The sequence below is a fragment of the Pseudomonas sp. SLBN-26 genome (assembly GCF_006715895.1).
GTDB classification, from domain to species: Bacteria; Pseudomonadota; Gammaproteobacteria; order Pseudomonadales; family Pseudomonadaceae; genus Metapseudomonas; species Metapseudomonas otitidis.
Genome location: NZ_VFOB01000001.1, coordinates 1,584,056 through 1,602,300 on the forward strand (window position 1 = coordinate 1,584,056; position 18,245 = coordinate 1,602,300).

Annotated in this window: 17 protein-coding genes; 11 read left to right on the forward strand and 6 right to left on the reverse strand. The window is 68.4% G+C overall.

The window, feature by feature from the left end; genetic code table 11:
* Nucleotides 1-196: 196 nt before the first annotated feature.
* From antA to antC, 3 genes are read left to right on the forward strand one after another with little or no spacing between them, the layout of a single operon-like run.
* Nucleotides 197-1,591, forward strand: coding sequence for an anthranilate 1,2-dioxygenase large subunit (antA, locus tag FBY21_RS07210; protein ID WP_142009844.1), 1,395 nt, complete (start codon nucleotides 197-199; stop codon nucleotides 1,589-1,591).
* On the forward strand, nucleotides 1,588-2,079 hold the full coding sequence (gene antB / locus FBY21_RS07215) for an anthranilate 1,2-dioxygenase small subunit (protein WP_142009846.1): 492 nt from the start codon (nucleotides 1,588-1,590) through the stop codon (nucleotides 2,077-2,079). The genes antA and antB overlap by 4 nt, the downstream gene beginning before the upstream one ends.
* Before the next feature lie 15 nt (nucleotides 2,080-2,094).
* A complete protein-coding gene (gene antC / locus FBY21_RS07220) occupies nucleotides 2,095-3,114 on the forward strand; it encodes an anthranilate 1,2-dioxygenase electron transfer component AntC (RefSeq protein WP_142009848.1) in 1,020 nt (339 codons plus the stop codon).
* Nucleotides 3,115-3,118: 4 nt separating this feature from the next.
* On the opposite strand, the gene FBY21_RS07225 is transcribed toward antC, so the two are convergent.
* Complete coding sequence (locus FBY21_RS07225) at nucleotides 3,119-3,562, reverse strand: sn-glycerol-3-phosphate transporter (protein ID WP_074971329.1); 444 nt, start codon at nucleotides 3,560-3,562, stop codon at nucleotides 3,119-3,121.
* Nucleotides 3,563-3,940: 378 nt separating this feature from the next.
* Here FBY21_RS07225 and FBY21_RS07230 point away from each other — a divergent pair, with 378 nt between their 5' ends.
* A complete protein-coding gene (locus FBY21_RS07230) occupies nucleotides 3,941-6,310 on the forward strand; it encodes an autotransporter domain-containing protein (protein ID WP_160158574.1) in 2,370 nt (789 codons plus the stop codon).
* 15 nt (nucleotides 6,311-6,325) lie between these two features.
* On the opposite strand, the gene FBY21_RS07235 is transcribed toward FBY21_RS07230, so the two are convergent.
* From FBY21_RS07235 to FBY21_RS07245, 3 genes are all read right to left on the reverse strand, one after another.
* Nucleotides 6,326-7,144 carry a shikimate 5-dehydrogenase gene (locus FBY21_RS07235; protein ID WP_142009852.1) on the reverse strand — a complete coding sequence of 273 codons (819 nt, stop codon included), beginning with the start codon at nucleotides 7,142-7,144 and terminating at the stop codon, nucleotides 6,326-6,328.
* A gap of 138 nt (nucleotides 7,145-7,282) precedes the next feature.
* Nucleotides 7,283-7,588: a BolA family protein gene (locus FBY21_RS07240; RefSeq protein ID WP_044406615.1), complete on the reverse strand. Its 306-nt coding sequence runs from the start codon at nucleotides 7,586-7,588 to the stop codon at nucleotides 7,283-7,285.
* 12 nt (nucleotides 7,589-7,600) lie between these two features.
* Entirely contained in the window at nucleotides 7,601-8,110 is a 510-nt protein-coding gene (locus FBY21_RS07245) for a DUF2059 domain-containing protein (RefSeq protein ID WP_044406612.1), read from the reverse strand.
* 285 nt (nucleotides 8,111-8,395) lie between these two features.
* Between FBY21_RS07245 and FBY21_RS07250 the strand changes: the two genes are divergently transcribed.
* The 3 genes from FBY21_RS07250 (at nucleotide 8,396) to FBY21_RS07260 (ending at nucleotide 11,483) form a co-directional block, all read left to right on the forward strand.
* The gene (locus FBY21_RS07250; protein WP_142009855.1) at nucleotides 8,396-9,403 is read left to right on the forward strand and encodes a DUF2804 domain-containing protein; all 1,008 of its coding nucleotides are present in this window, start codon (nucleotides 8,396-8,398) and stop codon (nucleotides 9,401-9,403) included.
* Between the two features lie 75 nt (nucleotides 9,404-9,478).
* Complete coding sequence (locus FBY21_RS07255) at nucleotides 9,479-10,873, forward strand: class II fumarate hydratase (RefSeq protein ID WP_142009858.1); 1,395 nt, start codon at nucleotides 9,479-9,481, stop codon at nucleotides 10,871-10,873.
* Complete coding sequence (locus tag FBY21_RS07260) at nucleotides 10,866-11,483, forward strand: NAD(P)H-dependent oxidoreductase (RefSeq protein WP_044406603.1); 618 nt, start codon at nucleotides 10,866-10,868, stop codon at nucleotides 11,481-11,483. The genes FBY21_RS07255 and FBY21_RS07260 overlap by 8 nt, the downstream gene beginning before the upstream one ends.
* Here the strand turns inward: FBY21_RS07260 and FBY21_RS07265 are convergent.
* A complete protein-coding gene (locus FBY21_RS07265) occupies nucleotides 11,480-12,295 on the reverse strand; it encodes a VanW family protein (protein ID WP_142009860.1) in 816 nt (271 codons plus the stop codon). The genes FBY21_RS07260 and FBY21_RS07265 overlap by 4 nt on opposite strands.
* A 79-nt stretch (nucleotides 12,296-12,374) precedes the next feature.
* Nucleotides 12,375-13,256: an AraC family transcriptional regulator gene (locus FBY21_RS07270; RefSeq protein ID WP_142009862.1), complete on the reverse strand. Its 882-nt coding sequence runs from the start codon at nucleotides 13,254-13,256 to the stop codon at nucleotides 12,375-12,377.
* Nucleotides 13,257-13,390: 134 nt separating this feature from the next.
* On the opposite strand from FBY21_RS07270, the gene FBY21_RS07275 reads away from it, so the two are divergent.
* The 4 genes from FBY21_RS07275 (at nucleotide 13,391) to FBY21_RS07290 (ending at nucleotide 18,240) form a co-directional block, all read left to right on the forward strand.
* Nucleotides 13,391-14,884, forward strand: a complete 1,494-nt coding sequence (locus FBY21_RS07275; protein WP_142009865.1) for a CoA-acylating methylmalonate-semialdehyde dehydrogenase — start codon at nucleotides 13,391-13,393, stop codon at nucleotides 14,882-14,884.
* Between the two features lie 97 nt (nucleotides 14,885-14,981).
* Nucleotides 14,982-16,229: an ABC transporter substrate-binding protein gene (locus FBY21_RS07280; RefSeq protein ID WP_142009868.1), complete on the forward strand. Its 1,248-nt coding sequence runs from the start codon at nucleotides 14,982-14,984 to the stop codon at nucleotides 16,227-16,229.
* A 6-nt stretch (nucleotides 16,230-16,235) separates the two neighbouring features.
* Nucleotides 16,236-17,399 (forward strand): isobutyryl-CoA dehydrogenase, encoded by a 1,164-nt coding sequence (locus FBY21_RS07285; RefSeq protein WP_044406590.1) that lies wholly within the window; start codon nucleotides 16,236-16,238, stop codon nucleotides 17,397-17,399.
* 22 nt (nucleotides 17,400-17,421) lie between these two features.
* On the forward strand, nucleotides 17,422-18,240 hold the full coding sequence (locus FBY21_RS07290; RefSeq protein ID WP_044406587.1) for an enoyl-CoA hydratase: 819 nt from the start codon (nucleotides 17,422-17,424) through the stop codon (nucleotides 18,238-18,240).
* Nucleotides 18,241-18,245 lie beyond the last annotated feature (5 nt).

An 18,245-nucleotide genomic window follows, 5' to 3' on the forward strand; every position in this document is an offset into this window, starting at 1 on the left:
TTCAACTTTCCGGATAGACAAAACGGACGGGCACCCTGCCCCACCGCTCGAAGCGTTACCCCGAGGCTCGCGAGCGTTACCCCACGCCCCGCCGGGGTGCGGATTTTCCGGCGAGTGTTCGCCCACTAAGCGGATAGACCCCCGCCCCACCCGCGCCCCCTAATGCGCTCCACCGAATCACCGCCTGGAGCCCCCCATGCCCACCACGACAAGAAGCCTCGACGACTGGAAGGCCTACATCACCGGCTGCCTGGACTTCCGCCCGCACGACGGCGTGTTCCGCATCGCCCGGGACATGTTCACCGAGCCGGCGCTGTTCGACCTGGAAATGGAGCTGATCTTCGAGCGCAACTGGATCTACGCCTGCCACGAGAGCGAGATCGCCAACGCCAACGACTTCATCACCCTGCAGGCCGGCCGCCAGCCACTGATCGTCACCCGCGACGCCAGCGGGCAGCTGCACGCCCTGGTCAACGCCTGCCAGCACCGCGGCGCCACCCTCACCCGTGTCGGCAAGGGCAACCAGTCCACCTTCACCTGCCCCTTCCACGCCTGGTGCTACAAGAACGACGGCCGGCTGCTGAAGGTGAAGGCCCCCGGCGAATATTCCGAATGCTTCGACAAGGCCGCCCGCGGCCTGCACAAGGCCCGCATCGAGAGCTACAAGGGCTTCGTCTTCGTCAGCCTCGACATTCACGGCAGCGACCGCCTGGAGGACTTCCTCGGCGACGCGCGGGTGTTCTTCGACATGATGGTGGCCCAGTCCCCCACCGGTGAGCTGGAAGTGCTGCCCGGCCGTTCCAGCTACACCTTCGACGGCAACTGGAAGCTGCAGAACGAGAACGGCCTCGACGGCTACCACGTGAGCACCGTGCACTACAACTACGTGGCCACCGTGCAGCACCGCCAGCAGGTGGACGCCGCACAAGGGACCGCCAGCGCCACCCTCGACTACAGCAAGCTCGGCGCTGGCGATGCCGAGACCGACGACGGCTGGTTCTCCTTCCACAACGGCCACAGCGTGCTGTTCAGCGACATGCCCAACCCCAGCGTGCGCCCCGGCTACGCCAGCGTGATGCCACGCCTGGTGGAGGCCTACGGCCAGGCCAAGGCCGAGTGGATGATGCACCGCCTGCGCAACCTGAACATCTACCCCAGCCTGTTCTTCATGGACCAGATCAGCTCCCAGTTGCGCATCGTGCGGCCGCTGGCCTGGAACAAGACCGAGATCATCAGCCAGTGCATCGGCGTCAAGGGCGAGTCGGACGCCGACCGCGAGAGCCGCATCCGCCAGTTCGAGGACTTCTTCAACGTCTCCGGCATGGGTACCCCCGACGACCTGGTGGAATTCCGCGAACAGCAGCGCGGTTTCCAGGGGCGCCTGGAGCGCTGGAGCGACATCTCCCGCGGGCACCCGCGCTGGGCCACAGGGGCCACCCGCAACAGCGAGATCCTCGGCATCGCCCCGCTGATGACCGGTGTGGAATGCACCCACGAAGGCCTCTACGTCAACCAGCACCGCCACTGGCAGCGCTTCCTCCTCGATGGGCTGGAACGCAAGGCCCTGCAACCCAAGGAGGTGACCGAATGAACGCACCGCTGCAGCACCGGATCGAGCAATTCCTCTACCGCGCCTGCGAGTTGTGCGACGCCCAGGACTGGGACGCCTACCTCGCGCTGTTCGACGAGCAGTGCGAGTTCCACCTGCCGCAGTGGGACTCGGAGCACGTCTACACCCGCGACCCCAAGCGCGAGATGTCGCTGATCTACTACGCCAGCCGCGCCGGCCTGGAAGACCGGGTGTTCCGCATCCGCACCGGCAAGGCCGCATCCACCGTGCCCATGCCCCGCACCCTGCACAGCATCAGCAACGTGCGCATTGCCGAGCAGGCCGATGGCCAACTGGAGGTGCGCGCCAACTGGCACACCCTGTTCCATCGCCTGGGCGAGAGCGGGCAGTTCTTCGGCCACGTCACCTACCGGCTCAAGCCCCATGGCGACAGCTGGCTGATCACCCGCAAGCACATCCTGTTGCTGAACGACCGGATCAATGCCGTGCTCGACTTCTATCACCTCTGAACCGGACCCACGCCCATGGATCACAAGGTCGCCCTCAGCTTCGCCGACGGCACAACCCAGTTCCTCACCGTGCAGGGCAACGAGCGCCTGCTGGACGCCGCCCTGCGCCACGGCCTCAACATCCCCCTCGACTGCCGCGAAGGCGTCTGCGGCACCTGCAGGGGCCAATGCGAATCCGGCCAGTACAGCCTCGACTACGCCGATGAGGAAGCGCTGTCGGCGGACGAAGTGGCCCGCCGCTACATCCTGGCCTGCCAGACGCGGGTGCAGTCCGACGCCACCTTCCGCTTCGATTTCGACTCCAGCCTGTGCAACGCCGCACCGCTGGTGCGCCGCAACGCCCGGGTCACCGCCCTGCAGCAGGTCTCGTCCGCAGCGGCGATCCTGGAAGTCGAGGCGGACGGTGCACCGCTGGACTACCTCCCCGGGCAGTACGCCCGGCTCCAGGTGCCCGGCACCGAGGCTCACCGGGCCTACTCCTTCGCCAACCGCCCCAATCCGGGCAATCGCCTGCAGTTCCTCATCCGCCTGCTGCCCCAGGGGGTGATGAGCGACTACCTGCGCGAACGCTGCCAGGTGGGCGACACCCTGCAACTGGAAGCGCCGCTGGGGGCCTTCTACCTGCGCCAGGTGGAGCGCCCGGTGGTCATGGCCGCTGGAGGGACGGGCCTCTCGGCCTTCCTCGGCATGCTCGACACCCTGGTCGAACAGGGCTGCCAGCAGCCCATCCACCTGCTGCACGGTGTCCGACAGGCGGCGGACCTCTGCGAACAGGTGCGGATCGAAGGGTATGCCGAGCGGCTGCCGGGCTTTCGCTTCACCCCGGTGGTCAGCGAACCCGGCGAAGCCGACTGGAGCGGTGCGCGGGGCTACGTGCCCGAACACCTGGACGCCGATGCGCTGCGGGAACAGGCCTGCGACCTCTATGTGTGCGGGCCACCGCCCATGGTCGACGCGGTCAAGGCTTGGCTGGAGTCCAACGCACTGGGCCAGACCCGGCTGTACCTGGAGAAATTCCTCGACAGCGGCACCTGAGCCGCTAGAGGTAGACCCCGAGGTTCACCATCATCGCCGAGTTGCCCAGCAGCACCAGCTCCCCACCCACCGGGCCCAGGCGGGCCCCGAGGGACGGGATCAGCACCGGCGCCACGCCGAAGCGGTTGAGCGGGATCTTGTCGCGGTACTCGCCGCGGTAACCCTGCAGCAGCCCGCCGGTCACCTTCAGGTAGACCGGCGCCACGTCACTGTCGAAACGCTTGCCCACATAGGCGTACTGGCTGCGCTGGCGAAACGAGTTACGGAAGGTCGCCCCACCCGCCACCACACCGTCATCGGCCTGGTACTCCAGGCCGATGAGGTTCTGGTGATTGTTGTGCTCGGGGTCCGGATGGAAGTGGCGGGTGTAGACACTGGTCTGCAGGTACCAGGCCTCCTCGGCCGCCACCGGCAGGGCCAGCAGCAGCGACAGGCAGAGCGAAGACAGGAGTCCGCGACGGATCATGACGTTCAGGACCTCGGGTCAGGTGAAAGGCCCGACAGCCTGCCTGAACGAAGCTGAACGAGCCCTGTCCAGCGGCGTCTTCCTGCGGCGGGCTTGCTCAGGGATGTCCGATCCTGCCGCCCGGGTGAAGGTGCCGGTTCCGCACAAGTACCCAGTCGATATCCGCTGCAGAGCGCACGGCGTGGAGTCAGGTTGAAAGCAACGACCTCGGCACCCAGCGGGCCGGGGCCAAGCGCTTTTGCGACCCTACTCACGAAATGCCATCACTGTGCCTGTACGGTTCTTGACCCTCTCGACAGGTCACCTTAGGCTCGCCGCCCTTTCGCATACCCACCCACTCAGACAAGGATGCCTGACACGATGCACCCGCTCGCCCGTCGCCATCACCTCGCTCTCGCCATCACCCTTGCCACCCTGTCTCAGGTGGCAAAGGCCGATACCTTCGATATCACCAATGCGGCACCGGCGACTCTTTCCGGGACGTACAACGGACTGACCCTGACCGGCAGTGTGAACGCCAGCCAGGAGGCCGTAACCGACGTTACCGGCCAGATCAACGGTGACCTGGTCAACAATGCGGACATGACCATCAATGGGCTGGGTGTATCCGGCATCAACGGCACGCTTTACCTGGAAAATGGACGCGTAACAGGCAACATGATCAACAACGGCCAGTTGATCAGCCACGACATTTCCGACGTCAACGTTTACCTGGCGGGTCCCATTGGCGGCAGCTTCATCAATAACGGCCTGATCGAAAAAACCGGTGACCGCGCTCCGGGTAACCCCAACCTAGCCGTCGACAATGCTGTGATCACCGGCAACCTGATCAACACAGGCACCCTGCGTGCCACCGGCAACCGCGCGATTGCCCTCGAAATGGAAGGCAGCACCATAAGCCTGGTGGATAATCAGGGCACGATCTTCGCCGAGGGCACCAACGTAACCGCGTTGTCGCTCGGCACTGGCATGACCCTTGGCCAAAACAATCTGCTCAATCACGGCACCCTCGAGGCACGGGGCAGCGGCGCCACCGCCGCACGCATCGTCGACGACCACATGCTGACCAACTACGGCACCGTGCTCTCGGATGACGTAGCCGTGGACATCAGCACCGTCCGCGAGAGCACCTACCTCCAGGTGAGTGGACTCACAAGCGGTGTGGTGGCGGTCAAGGGCCAGGGTGACAGCAACCTGTGGCTGGAAGGCGGAGAGATCCGCGGCAACATCACCGGCATCGGCGTCATCGAGATGCTCAGTGGTGACGTCACCTTGGATAGTGCGCTGATCAACGCACGCTATCTGGAAATGAGCGATGGCCGCCTGACCTTGACGCGTGCCGGTTCTACCCTGACCGGCGATCTCGAGTTGCTGGGTGCAGACCTCAACCTGATGCTGAGCAACGCCACCGACCCCAACACCCCGTTTCTCAACGTCCAAGGCCTTGTCGAGGTCGACCGTACGCATGGCAAAGAGAGCCGCATCCTCCTCACCCCCAAACCCAACGACTTCAGCCTGAGCGGCCCGCGCACCTACCAGTTGATCAGCGCCAACACCTGGACCGACACCCCCAACGCCCCAGAAAGCACCTCCGGCCTGCTGCGCGTCCTCAGCCACAGCTTCGATGGCCAGGTGCTCAGTGCCGAAGTGGAAACCCTCAGCGGCAGCGCCGCCGCCAGCCTGGTGGCCAACCAGGGCGCCTCGCGCCGCGCCCAGCGCGCCCTGGCGAACTTCTCCGCGCAGATGCCAGCCCTGGCCGCCGATGACCCGGTGTTCCTCAGCCTGGCCGCTGCCGATGCAGCCCGCACCGCCGAGATCGCCGAGCAACTGGCACCCGAATCCAACGGTGCCAATGCCCTCGCCCCCATCGCCGGCCTGCGCCTGCTGGAGAGCGCCACTCAGCAGCGCCACGACCCGGCACGCGGCCCCCGCGCCTGGGTCAGCCTGCTGGACAACCGTGGGCACACCGGCGAGCGCGACGGTGCCCGTGGCTTCGACCAGGACACCCAGGGCATCGCCCTCGGCCTGGAACAGGCCTTCGGTGACCAAGGCCTGGCAGGCATCGCCTACAGCCACTACCAGGGCAACAGCGACAGCCACACCGGTAACAAGCTGGACACCAAGGGCCACCTGGTCAGCCTCTACGCCCACCAGGGCTGGGGCCCCTACTTCGTGGATGGCAGCCTGTCCATGGGCTGGTTCGAGCACGACAGCCGTCGCTACATCACCGGCACCCGCGCCTCTGGCGACCAGGACGGCCAGCAGTACGGCGCCAGCCTGATCGGCGGCTACCGCCTGGAGCTGGACAGCCTGCTGGTGGAGCCCCGCCTCGGCATGCGCTACACCCGCGTGGAGCTGGACGGCTACCGCGAGCACGGCTCCTCCGCCGCGCTGAAAGTGGAAAGCTCGCGCTATGAAAGCGGCGAAGTCGGCGCCGGCCTGCGGGTGGCCGGCCTGTTCCCCCTGGCCAGCGGCCGCCTCACCCCGGAGGCCTCGCTGATGGCCTGGCACGACGGCATCGGTGACCGCAGCGATACCCAGGCACGCTTCCTGGTGGGTGGCGAAACCTTCACCACCCCGGGCGTCCGCCAGGGCCGCGACACCCTCGAAGCCCGCCTCGGCGTGCGCTACGACCTGGGCGACCTGACCCTCGGTGCCGGCTTCAGCCGCACCCAGCGCAGCGACGCGCAGTGGAACAGCGCCGGCCTCACCGCCGCCCTCGCCTTCTGAGCCAACGGCCCGCGCTCAAGCGCGGGCCACCGCTTCCGCCTGGCGGATCTGCTCCGGCGTGGGCCGCACGCCGGTGTAGAGCACGAACTGCTCCACCGCCTGCAGCACGATGACCTCGCCCCCGGTGATCACCCGCTTGCCCAGGGAACGGGCCAGGCGGATCAGCGGCGTCTCCACCGGGATCGCCACCACATCGAAGACCACCTCGGCCGCCGCCACCTGCTCGGCGCTGAACGCCAGCTGGCCGGCCTCCGGGCCGCCGTTCATGCCCAGCGGCGTGACGTTTACCAATACCTGCGCCACATGGCCCTCCGCCGAGGGCACCCAGTCGTAGCCACAGGCCTGTGCCAGTCCCTGCCCGGCCAACGCGTTGCGAGCCGCCAGGGTGCCCCGGGCAAAGCCGCTGTCGCGCAGGGCGACGGCCACGGCCTTGCCCATCCCACCACTGCCCCGCAGCAGCAGCGTCGAGGTCGGGTCCACGGCATGGCTGCGCACCAGGCTGGCCACGGCCAGGTAATCGGTGTTGTAGCCCGTCAGGTGGCCCTCGTCGTTGACGATGGTATTCACCGAGCCGATGACCGCCGCCGATGGGTCCAGGGCATCCAGATAGGGGATGCAGGCCTCCTTGAAGGGCATCGACACCGCACAGCCCCGGATGCCCAGTGCCCGCACGCCGCCGATGGCCGCCGGCAGGTCATTGGTGGTGAAGGCCTTGTAGACGTAGTCCAGCTCCAGCAGGTCGTAGAGCGCGTTGTGGAAGCGCGTGCCGAAGTTGCCAGGGCGGCCGGACAACGACATGCACAGCCGGGTGTCCTTGCTGAGGATTCGGGCCATGAAGCCTCCTGTTTCGAGTGAAGCCTGGGCTCCGCGCCCTGAAGCACCGCCCCTGAGGGGCCGGGGCGACGCCCAAATGAAAAGGCCGGAAGCCCCGCGGATCGCTCCGGGAAACCTCCGGCCTCGTTGCGACGACCGTCAGTGGTCGTGCTTGCTGCCGCCACGGCAGGTCGGCGAATCCGGGGCCGCGCCCTGCTGCGCCCACTCCTCGGGGGTGTAGGTGTGCAGGGCCAGGGCGTGGAACTGCCCCATCAGCTCGCCCAGGGCCGCGTAGGCCTTCTGGTGGCGGCGCACCGCATTCAATCCGGCGAACACCGGGCTGACGATCACCGCCTTGTAGTGGGTTTCCTGGCCACGGCTGTGCATGTGGCTCTCGTCCAGCACGTCGAGGTGCTGGGGCTCGAGGGCCGCGAAGGCGGCCAGGATACGGTCACGCATGCTCATGGCGGGCTCCGATCACTTCTTCTTCTGATCCTTGGGTGCCAGCTCGTCGTTCATGTCCGACAGCAGCTTGTTCACTTCCGGCACGGCGGATTCCAGGCGGGACTGGGTCAGCTCGGCGGATTGCGCGGTCAGGGACGGCATCTTCTCCAGCACCTTCTTGCCCAGGGGCGATTCGTAGAAGGCGATCAGGTCCTTCAGCTCGGATTCGCTGAAGTTGGTGGTGTAGATCTTCACCAGCTCCGGCTTCAGCTTGTCCCAGCCCACGGCCTTGTCCAGGGCGGCGTTGGCCTTGGCCTGGTAGCGCTCCAGGGTGGCCTTCTTGTCGGCCGGCGCGTTGGCCTTCTGGAAGTTCTGGGCAAACATCTGCTGCACTTGGGCGTACACCGGCACGGTCAGCTTGTCGGCATGGGCGAGCTTGAGGAAGCGCTCGGCATTGGCGGCATGGCTGGCGGCATCGGCGAACACCTGGCCACTGGCACAGGCCAGCACGATGGCGGAGCAAACGAGACGGAGCTTGGTCATTGGGGTTCCTTGGTATGAGCGGTACGGGCCGTGCCCGTGGGCGGGCCATTCTGCGCTCAAGCCCGGTGGGGGCTCAAGCCATGGATGCGGCCGTGCATCACGGCCAAACGCGGGTTGGGGGTGCCGTCCGTCCAGGGTCCGGCGCGGGCACTTGCCGGCTGCCAGTGCGCTGGGCATCCTTGCGCCCCACCGATGACAACACCGTGAACGGCACCCCAGCTTGGGCCGCCGTGTGCGCGTAATGTTCCCCGCCCCACGGAAGACAGCTGCCCACAGGGACCCTGAATGACCCGCCCCATCCCGGCCCCCGCCGAACGACAGCCCCTGTGCGACGCCCGTGGCCGCCTGGAGCCATCGGCCATCGGCTGGTCCGAGCGACCGCAGCTGGATTGCGCCATCCCCGGGCACTTCGGCCGGCGCAAGCGCTGGAACCACTGGTGCATCACCACCCCCGGCTGGATGCTCTCCGTCACCCTCGCCGACCTCGACTACATCGGCTACTGCGCCGCCTACTTCCTCGACCTGGAAACCGGCCGCGCCGTGACCCACTCCCAGCTGCGCGCCCTCGCCCACGGCTGCCACCTGCCCGATGTGCCGGTGGCCAGCCACGGCTTCGAGCACCCGCGCCTGCACCTGCAGGTGGATGAACTCCCCGGCCGCGCCCGCATCAGCGTCGCCGTGCCGGACATCGGCGGCCAGCCACTGCAGGCGACCCTCGACGTGCAGCGCCCGGCGCACCTGGACTCGGTCAACCTGGTCGCCCCTTTCGCCAACGGCGGCTTCCACGCCAGCACCCGCCAACTCGGCCTGCCGGTCACCGGCAGCCTGCGCCTGGGGCGCCGGCAGTACCCGTGCATGCCGGGGCACAGCTTCGCCGCCCTCGACTTCGGCCGCGGCGTCTGGCCGCTGAACAGCCACTGGACCCGCGCCGCCTTCGCCACCGTCGGCGGTATCGCCGGCAACTTCGGTGCGGGCTGGACGGACGCCAGCGGCGAGACGGAGAACGCCCTGTGGTTCGGTGGCGAACTGTCGCGCCTCAACGGCCCGGTGCACCTCAGGCAAGGCCCGGAAAACGGCCTGTCCCCCTGGCAGTTGAGCAGCGACTGCGAGCGTGTGCGCCTCACCTTCACCCCGCGCCAGCTGCACCAGGCCAATCCGCGCCTGGGCCCGCTCTACGCCGACACACGCCAGTGGTTCGGGCGCTTCGACGGGGTGCTGCTCAGCCCCACGGGCGAGCGCGTGCCCGTGGACAACGCCCTGGGCTGGGTAGGCCATACCCGCGCGCGCTGGTAATCCATCCCCCAGGCGTTGAACCCAAGGGCTCCGGCGCGGCCTAAACTGCGGAAAAACCGAACCTGGAGCCACGCAATGAGCCGAACCGAAACCGACAGCCTGGGCCCCGTCAGCGTCGCCGAAGACGCCTACTGGGGCGCCCAGACCCAGCGCTCGCTGGAAAACTTCGCCATCGGCGAGGAACGCATGCCCCTCCCCGTGGTGCATGCCCTGGCCCTGGTGAAGAAGGCCGCCGCCCGGGTCAACGGCCGCAATGGCGGCATCAGCCCGGACATCGCCCGCCTGATCGAACAGGCCGCCGACGAAGTCCTCGCCCACCAGCACGACGACCAGTTCCCCCTGGTGGTCTGGCAGACCGGCAGCGGCACCCAGAGCAACATGAACGTCAACGAAGTGATCGCCGGCCGCGCCAACGAACTGGCCGGCGGCCCACGGGGCGGCAAGAGCCCGGTGCACCCCAACGACCACGTCAACCACGCCCAGAGCTCCAACGACAGCTTCCCCACCGCCATGCACATCGCCGTGGCCCAGGCCATCCACCGCGACCTGCTGCCGGCGCTGGCCGAGCTGACCGGTGGCCTGGCCGAGCAGGCCGCGCGCCATGCCCGCCTGGTGAAGACCGGGCGCACCCACCTGATGGACGCCACGCCCATCACCTTCGGCCAGGAGCTCTCCGCCTTCGTCGCCCAGCTGGACTACGCCGAGCGCGCCATCCGCAATGCCCTGCCGGCGGTCTACCAACTGGCCCAGGGCGGTACCGCCGTCGGCACCGGGCTCAATGCCCCCCACGGCTTCGCCGAAGCCATGGCGGCGGAACTGGCGGCGCTGGCCGGGCTGCCCTTCGTCTCCGCGTCCAACAAATTCGCCGCCCTCGCCGGGCATGAGCCGCTGGTGACCCTCTCCGGCGCGCTCAAGACCCTCGCCGTGGCCCTGATGAAGATCGCCAACGACCTGCGCCTGCTGGGCTCCGGCCCCCGGGGCGGCCTGGCGGAAGTCAGGCTGCCGGCCAACGAGCCGGGCAGCTCGATCATGCCCGGCAAGGTCAACCCGACCCAGTGCGAAGCGCTCTCCATGCTCGCCTGCCAGGTGATCGGCAACGACACCACCATCAGCCTCGCCGCCAGCCACGGGCACCTGCAACTCAACGTGTTCAAGCCGGTGATCGCCCACAACATCCTGCAGTCCATCCGTCTGCTGGCCGATGGCTCACGCAACTTCCAGCGCCACTGCGTGGCCGGCATGGAGCCCGACGCCGCGCGCATGGCCGAGCACCTGGAGCGCGGCCTGATGCTGGTGACCGCCCTCAACCCGCACATCGGCTACGACAAGGCCGCGCAGATCGCCAAGAAGGCCTACGCCGAAGGCACCACCCTGCGTGAAGCGGCGCTGGCCCTCGGACTGGTGAGCGAAGCCGACTTCGACGCCTGGGTACGCCCGGAAACCATGCTGGAGGCCGGCCAGCATGGTTGACTCCGCCAAGCACGGTGCCACCCCGCTGGAAGGTGACGGCAAGCGCATCCTGATGATCCTCGGCTCGCCCAAGGACAACAGCCTGTGCGGCGCCCTGGGCGACGCCTATGCCCAGGGTGCCCGTGGCGAAGGCCATGTGGTGCGGGTGCTGAAGCTCAGCGAGATGGCCTTCGACCCGGTGCTGCGCCAGGGCTACGACCAGAACCAGCCCCTGGAGCCGGACCTGCTCGAAGCCCAGCGGCAGATCCACTGGGCCCAGCACCTGGTGTTCGTCTACCCGGTCTGGTGGGGCGGCGTGCCGGCCCTGCTCAAGGGCTTCCTCGACCGCGTGCTGCTGCCCGGCTTCGCCTTCCGCTACCGGGGCCCGCGCAGCTGGGACAAGCTGCTGCAGGGCCGCACCGCCGACCTGCTGGTGACCCTCGACACGCCGCCCTGGTACTTCCGCTGGGTCTACGGCGCCCCCGGGCACCGGCAGATGAAGCGCACCATCCTCGGCTTCTGCGGCATCCGCACCCGCCACCTGGCGGAGTTCGCCCCGGTGCGCACCTCCACCGAGGAGCAGCGCCAGGCCTGGCTGCGCCGCGCCGAAACCCTGGGCGCCCGCCCCTAGCCGGGCTCCAGCAGTGCCTCGTTCACCGCGTACTTCACCCGTACGCGGTTGCGATAGAGGCACTCGCTGGCCACCAGCCGTCCCTCCTGGCCCTTCTCGCGCACGTCCCGCCAGATCTCGTTGAGGCGCAGCACCTCGCCCCCTTCGCGGATGAAGCGGTGCCCGCGCTGGTAGACGTGGTAGCGGAACGGCCGGGGCGCCGAGCACAGCAGCAGCCCCTCCAACTGGTGCTCGGCCACCTTCAGCGACAGCTGGAAGGCCTGGTCGGTGGGGTTGTGCAGCACCAGGTCGATGTAGTTGTAGAAGATCGCCGCCCCGGAGCCGAACGGCAGCACCCGCCCCTCGTCCGGGAAGGGGTCGAAACTGTGGTTGGCCCGCTCCACCACCCGCAGCGGCGAGTGCAGCGCCATCCAGTGGATCAGGTTGCTCAACTGGCACACCCCGCCGCCAATGCCGGAACGCGCCTCGCCGAACGACAGCTCCATGCCCTCGACGAACCCGCGCCGCGCCGTGGGCCGGCCGAGCAACTGGCAGAAGGAGAAATACTCCCCCGGGCCGATCACCACCCCGTCCATGCAGGCCACCGCCAGGCGCAGGTTGATCACCTTGTTGTGCTGCAGCGCCAGGTCGCTGTCGCCCAGCCGGCGGATCAGCTTGGAGGTGTGGCGGATGTAGCGGTACGGCAGGCGCGCATCCGCCACCCGCCCCAAGCGCCGGGACGACAGGCGCCAGTAGAGCGCACGCGCCAGGCGCCGCTGCCAGACGCGCAACGCGTAGAGCCAGGGGTGATAGAGGGAAAGCGGTTTGCGCATGGGAAGGGTCCGGGGCCGGGGCGCGCATTATGCCGCGCCGCCTGCCCGGTTTCAGGCACCGGGCCACACCCAGGGTCCGTCACCCCAGGTGCAGCGCCCGGTAATGGCTGGGCGCCATGCCCACCACCTTGCGGAACAGGCGGGAAAAGTAATAGGCGTCCTCGTAGCCCAGCTGCTCGGCGATCTGCCGCACCCCCAGGGTGCCCTCGTCCAGCAGGCGGCAGGCGTGGGCCATCTTCAGCTGGATGAAATCCTGGATCGGCGCGTGGCCGGTCAGGGCACGGTAGGTCTTGGCGAAGTGGAAGCGCGAAAGCTTGAACTGCGCCGCCAACTGGTCGAGGTTCAGCTGCTCGTGCAGGTGCGCACGCATCACCGCCTGCACCGCGTCCACGTCCAGCACCCGCCCGGACTTGAGAAAACCCCGCGCCGGCAGCACCGCCAGCGATGTCAGCAGCGCCTGCAACTGGTGGGCCGCATGCACATGGTACCTGGGGTTCAGGCCGTGCTTGCGCAGCCCCAGCAGCCCGTCGAAGTCCGCCAGCAGGCGCGGCTGGGCACCGATGCGACGCAGGCCCGGTTCGCCGAGAAAGCGCAGGAAATCCGCCGCCAGCTCCCCCTCGAAGTGCACCCAGTAGATGCTCCACGGACGCTGCAGGTCGGCGCCATAGGCGTGCATGCGGCCCTTGGGCAGCACCAGCAGGTCCCCGCCTGCCACGTCGAATCGTCCATCCCCGGTCTCCAGCCAGCCTTGCCCGGCACGGCAGTAGATCAGCAGGTGGTCGTCCGGGGCCAGGCGCAACATACGGTGCCCCGCGGCGTCCGGGTAATAGCCCAGTGCCAGCGGGTAGCAGCCGGCTGCCAAGGGGTGGCGGGCCAGCAGGCGACGCAGGCGGGGCGGTGTGATCAGGCGGATGCCGTCGGCCGGCAGCGGCCAGTTGGAGGTTTCCACGGAGCGGCTCATGGTTGTTCTTGTGGTGGCCAGCAATGCCAAGATCGTCCATCCCGGCGCCAAGATCGTCAATCCACAAGCGCCCGGCGCCCCGCTATAAACGGCACACAGAACAACAAAGGGCCCGAGGACGGGCGGAGGCAAGCATGAGCAGGACGATTCCCCAGCTGATCGATGGCCAATGGCGCGAAAGCCGCGCCCGCGAGCTGATCGAAGTCACCGATCCCGCCACCCAGGCCGTGCTGGCCCTGGCGCCCCGCGCCACCGCCGAGGAGATCGAAGCCGCCGTGGCCAGCGCCCGCGACGCCTTCCTCACCTGGCGCGAAGTCCCCGTCCCGGAACGTGCCCGCCTGATGCTGCGCTATCAGCACCTGCTCAAGGAGCACCACGACGAACTGGCCGAGCTGCTGGCCAGCGAAACCGGCAAGACCTTCGCCGACGCCAAGGGCGACGTCTGGCGCGGCATCGAGGTGGCCGAGCACGCCGCCAACGTGGCCAGCCTGATGATGGGCGAGACGGTGGAGAACGTGGCCCGCGAGATCGACACCGCCAGCTGGATCCAGCCCCTGGGCGTGTGCGTCGGCATCACCCCCTTCAACTTCCCGGCGATGATACCGCTGTGGATGTTTCCCCTGGCCATCGCCTGCGGCAACACCTTCATCCTCAAGCCCTCCGAGCAGGACCCGCTGACCCCCAACCGCCTCGCCGAACTGTTCCTCGAAGCCGGCGCGCCCAAGGGCGTGCTGCAGGTGCTGCACGGCGGCCGCGAACAGGTGGATGCCCTGCTCACCCACCCCGAGGTGCGCGCCATCTCCTTCGTCGGCTCGGTGCCGGTCGGCCAGCACGTGTACCGCACCGGCACCGCGCACATGAAGCGCGTGCAGGCCTTTGCCGGGGCCAAGAACCACATGGTGATCCTCCCCGACGCCAACAAGGAACAGACCCTGAGCAACCTCATCGGCGCCAGCTGCGGCGCCGCCGGCCAGCGCTGCATGGCCATCAGCGTCGCCGTCTTCGTCGGCCAGGCGCGGGAGTGGATCGGCGAACTGGCCGAGCAGATGGCCCAGCTGCGACCCGGCCACTGGAGCGACCCCCAGGCCGCCTACGGCCCGCTGATCAGCCAGCAGGCCCGTCAGCGTGTGCTGCGGCTGATCGCCGAGGGCAAGGCCGAAGGCGCCGAATGCCTGCTCGACGGCTCCCACTGCGAAGTGCCCGGCTACCCCGATGGCAACTGGCTCGGCCCCACCCTGTTCCGCAGCGTCACCCCGCGCATGGGCCTGTACCGCGAGGAAATCTTCGGCCCGGTGCTGGCCTGCGTGGAGGTGGACACCCTCGACGAGGCCATCGCTCTGGTCAACGCCAGCCCCTACGGCAACGGCACCAGCCTGTTCACCCGCTCCGGCGGCGCCGCGCGGCACTTCCAGCACGCCGTGGAAGTGGGCCAGGTGGGCATCAACGTCCCCATCCCGGTGCCGCTGCCGTTCTTCTCCTTCACCGGCTGGAAGGGCTCCTTCTATGGAGACCTGCACGCCTACGGCAAGCAGGCGGTGCGCTTCTACACCGAGACCAAGACCGTCACCACCCGCTGGTTCGACGACAGCCCGGTGAGCGGCCCGAACATGACCATCCAGCTCAAATAGCAAGCGGGTATCCGACAGCCTGTTAGACGAAAAGAGAATCTCAACCCACCCGGGACCGGCGTAAAAGGTTCCTCCACAACAACAAGGAGGAACCCCCATGCGCCGTTTGACTGCCACCCTGGCCCTCTGGGCCGGGATCACCGCCTGTGCGCAGGCTGCCGAGCCCATCACCCTCGGCCTCAACTACCCGCGCACCGGCTCGTACAAGGAAGAGGGACTGGCCCAGATGCGAGGCGCGTTGCTGGCCATCGACGAGATCAACGCAGCGGGCGGCGTGCTCGGCCGCACCCTGCGGCTGTCCGCCAAGGACACCGCCTCACGCCCGGAAAAGGCCGTGAAGAACGTCGACAAGCTCGCCGACGAAGGCGCCGTCATGCTCTTCGGCGGCGCCTCCAGCGCGGTGGCCATCGCCTCCGGCGAACGGGCCCGCGAGCGCGGCCTGCTGTACTTCGGCACCCTCACCTACTCCAACGACACCACCGGCAAGAACGGCCACCGCTACCTGTTCCGCGAGTGCAACAACGCCTGGATGAGCGCCGGCGTGCTGGGCCAGTACCTGAGCAAGACCCTGCCCGGCAAACGCTACTTCTACGTCACCGCCGACTACACCTGGGGGCAGACCACCGAAGCCTCGCTGCGCAAGGCCACCGGCAGCCAGGACAGCGCCGGCCACCCCGGCGTGCGCGTGCCCTTCCCCGGCGCCCGCCTCAGTGACTACCGCGACGCCCTCGCCCAGGCCGCCGCCAGCGACGCCCAGGTGCTGGCCCTGGTGCTGTTCGGCGAAGACCTGGTGCGCGCCATGCGCATCGCCCGCGACCTGGGCCTGACCGAGCGCATGCAGATCGTCGCGCCCAACCTCACCCAGAGCATCGTCGAGCAGGCCGGCCCCGACCTCATGCAGGGCGTGATCGGCACCGAACCCTGGACCTGGCGCGTCCCCGCCCTGGAGAAGTCCGAACGCGGCCAGGCCTTCGTCGAAGCGTTCAAGACCCGCTACGGCATGTACCCCTCCAGCTCCGCCGCCTCGGCCTACAGCATCGTCCAGCAATGGGCCGATGCCGCGCGCCGCAGCAACAGCCTCGACAGCGAAGCCCTGATCAAGGCCCTCGAAGGCCACCGCTACAGCCTGCTCAAGGGCGAGCAGCAGTGGCGCGCCTTCGACCACCAGAACCTGCAGACGGTGTACGCCGTCCGGGTCAAGCACCGCGACGAGGTGTTCAAGGACCCGCTCAAGCAGGACTACTTCGAGATCGTCGACCGCCTCGACGCCAGCACCGCGCTTCCCAGCGAAGCCGACTGGCAGGCCGAACGGCGAGCCGCCGGCAAACCCCTGACCCTGCAGTGAGACGCCATGGATTTCGACCTCAGCGATGAACAACGCCTGCTGACCGACAGCGCCCGCGCCTTCGCCGCGCGGGAGCTGGCCCCCCACGCCGCCGACTGGGACCGCGAGCACCACTTCCCGGTGGAGGTCATCCGCCGGGCCGCCGAACAGGGCTACCTGGGGCTGTACATCGCCGAGGACGACGGCGGCCTCGGGCTCTCGCGGCTCTCCGCCGCGCTGATCTTCGAGCAGCTGGCCGCCGGCTGCGTGGCCACCACCGCCTACCTCACCATCCACAACATGGCCACCTGGATGCTCGCCTCCTTCGGCGACGCCGCGCTCAAGGCGCAGTGGCTGCCGGGCCTGCTGGACGGCCGGCTGCTGGCCTCCTACTGCCTCACCGAGCCCGACGCCGGCTCCGACGCCGCCCACCTGCGCACCCGCGCCCGACGCGACGGCGAGCACTACGTGCTGGACGGCAGCAAGTGCTTCATCTCCGGCGCCGGCAGCACCCAGGTGCTGATCGTCATGGCGCGCACCGGCGAAGACGGCGCCAAGGGCATCTCCTGCTTCCTGGTGCCGGCCGACGCCGAAGGCATCCGCTACGGCCGCAACGAAGACAAGATGGGCTGGCGCGCCCAGCCCACCCGCACCATCGCCTTCGACGGCGTGCGCATCCCCGCCAGCCACCGCATCGGCCCCGAGGGCGAAGGGTTCGTCTACGCCATGAAGGGCCTCGACGGCGGGCGCCTGAACATCGCCAGCTGCTCCCTCGGCGCCGCCCAGGCCGCGCTGGAGCAGAGCCTGCGCTACGTCGAGGAGCGCCGGCAGTTCGGCAAGCCCCTGGCCAGCTTCCAGGCCCTGCAGTTCAAGCTCGCCGACATGCTCACCGACCTCACCGCCAGCCGGCAGATGGTGCGCCTGGCCGCCCACCGCCTGGACCAGCGCCACCCCGAGGCCAGCCTCTACTGCGCCATGGCCAAGCGCTTCGCCACCGACCAGTGCTTCGAAGTGTGCAACCAGGCCCTGCAACTTCATGGCGGCTACGGCTATCTGAACGACTACCCTCTGGAGCGCTGGGTGCGCGACACCCGCGTGCACCAGATCCTCGAAGGCACCAACGAGATCATGCGCGTCATCACGGCGCGCCGTTTACTGGAACAGGGCGGCACACTCGACCGCCTGCTATGACGAATGCGTTAAGGAGATGCACATGAGCACCGCAGTCGAACCCTACAAGACCGGCGTCTTCGACCTCACCCACAAGCTCACCGTGGAGAAGCACGGCCACACCGCCCTGCTCACCATCAACAACCCGCCGGCCAACACCTGGGACCGCGAATCCCTCATCGGCCTCAAGCAACTGGTGGAGCACCTCAACCGCGACGACGCCATCTACGCCCTGGTGGTGACCGGCCAGGGGCCCAAGTTCTTCAGCGCCGGCGCCGACCTCAACATGTTCGCCGACGGCGACAAGGCCCGCGCCCGGGAAATGGCCCGGCGCTTCGGCGAAGCCTTCGAAGCCCTGCGCGACTTCCGTGGCGTGTCCATCGCCGCCATCAACGGCTACGCCATGGGCGGCGGCCTGGAGTGCGCCCTGGCCTGCGACATCCGCATCGCCGAGCGCCATGCGCAGATGGCCCTGCCCGAGGCCACCGTCGGCCTGCTGCCCTGCGCCGGCGGCACCCAGGCACTGTCCTGGCTGGTGGGCGAAGGCTGGGCCAAGCGCATGATCCTCTGCGGCGAGCGCATCGACGCCGACACCGCCCAGCGCATCGGCCTGGTGGAGCAGGTGGTGGACAGCGGCGAAGCCCGTGGCACCGCCCTGCTGCTGGCGGCCAAGGTCGCCCGCCAGAGCCCGGTGGCGGTGCGCACCATCAAGCCGCTGATCCAGGGCGCCCGCGAACGCGCCCCGAACACCTGGCTGCCCGAGGAGCGCGAGCGCTTCGTCGACCTGTTCGACGCCGAGGACACCCGCGAAGGCGTCAACGCCTTCCTCGAAAAGCGCGAACCCAAGTGGCGCAACCAGTGAGAGCG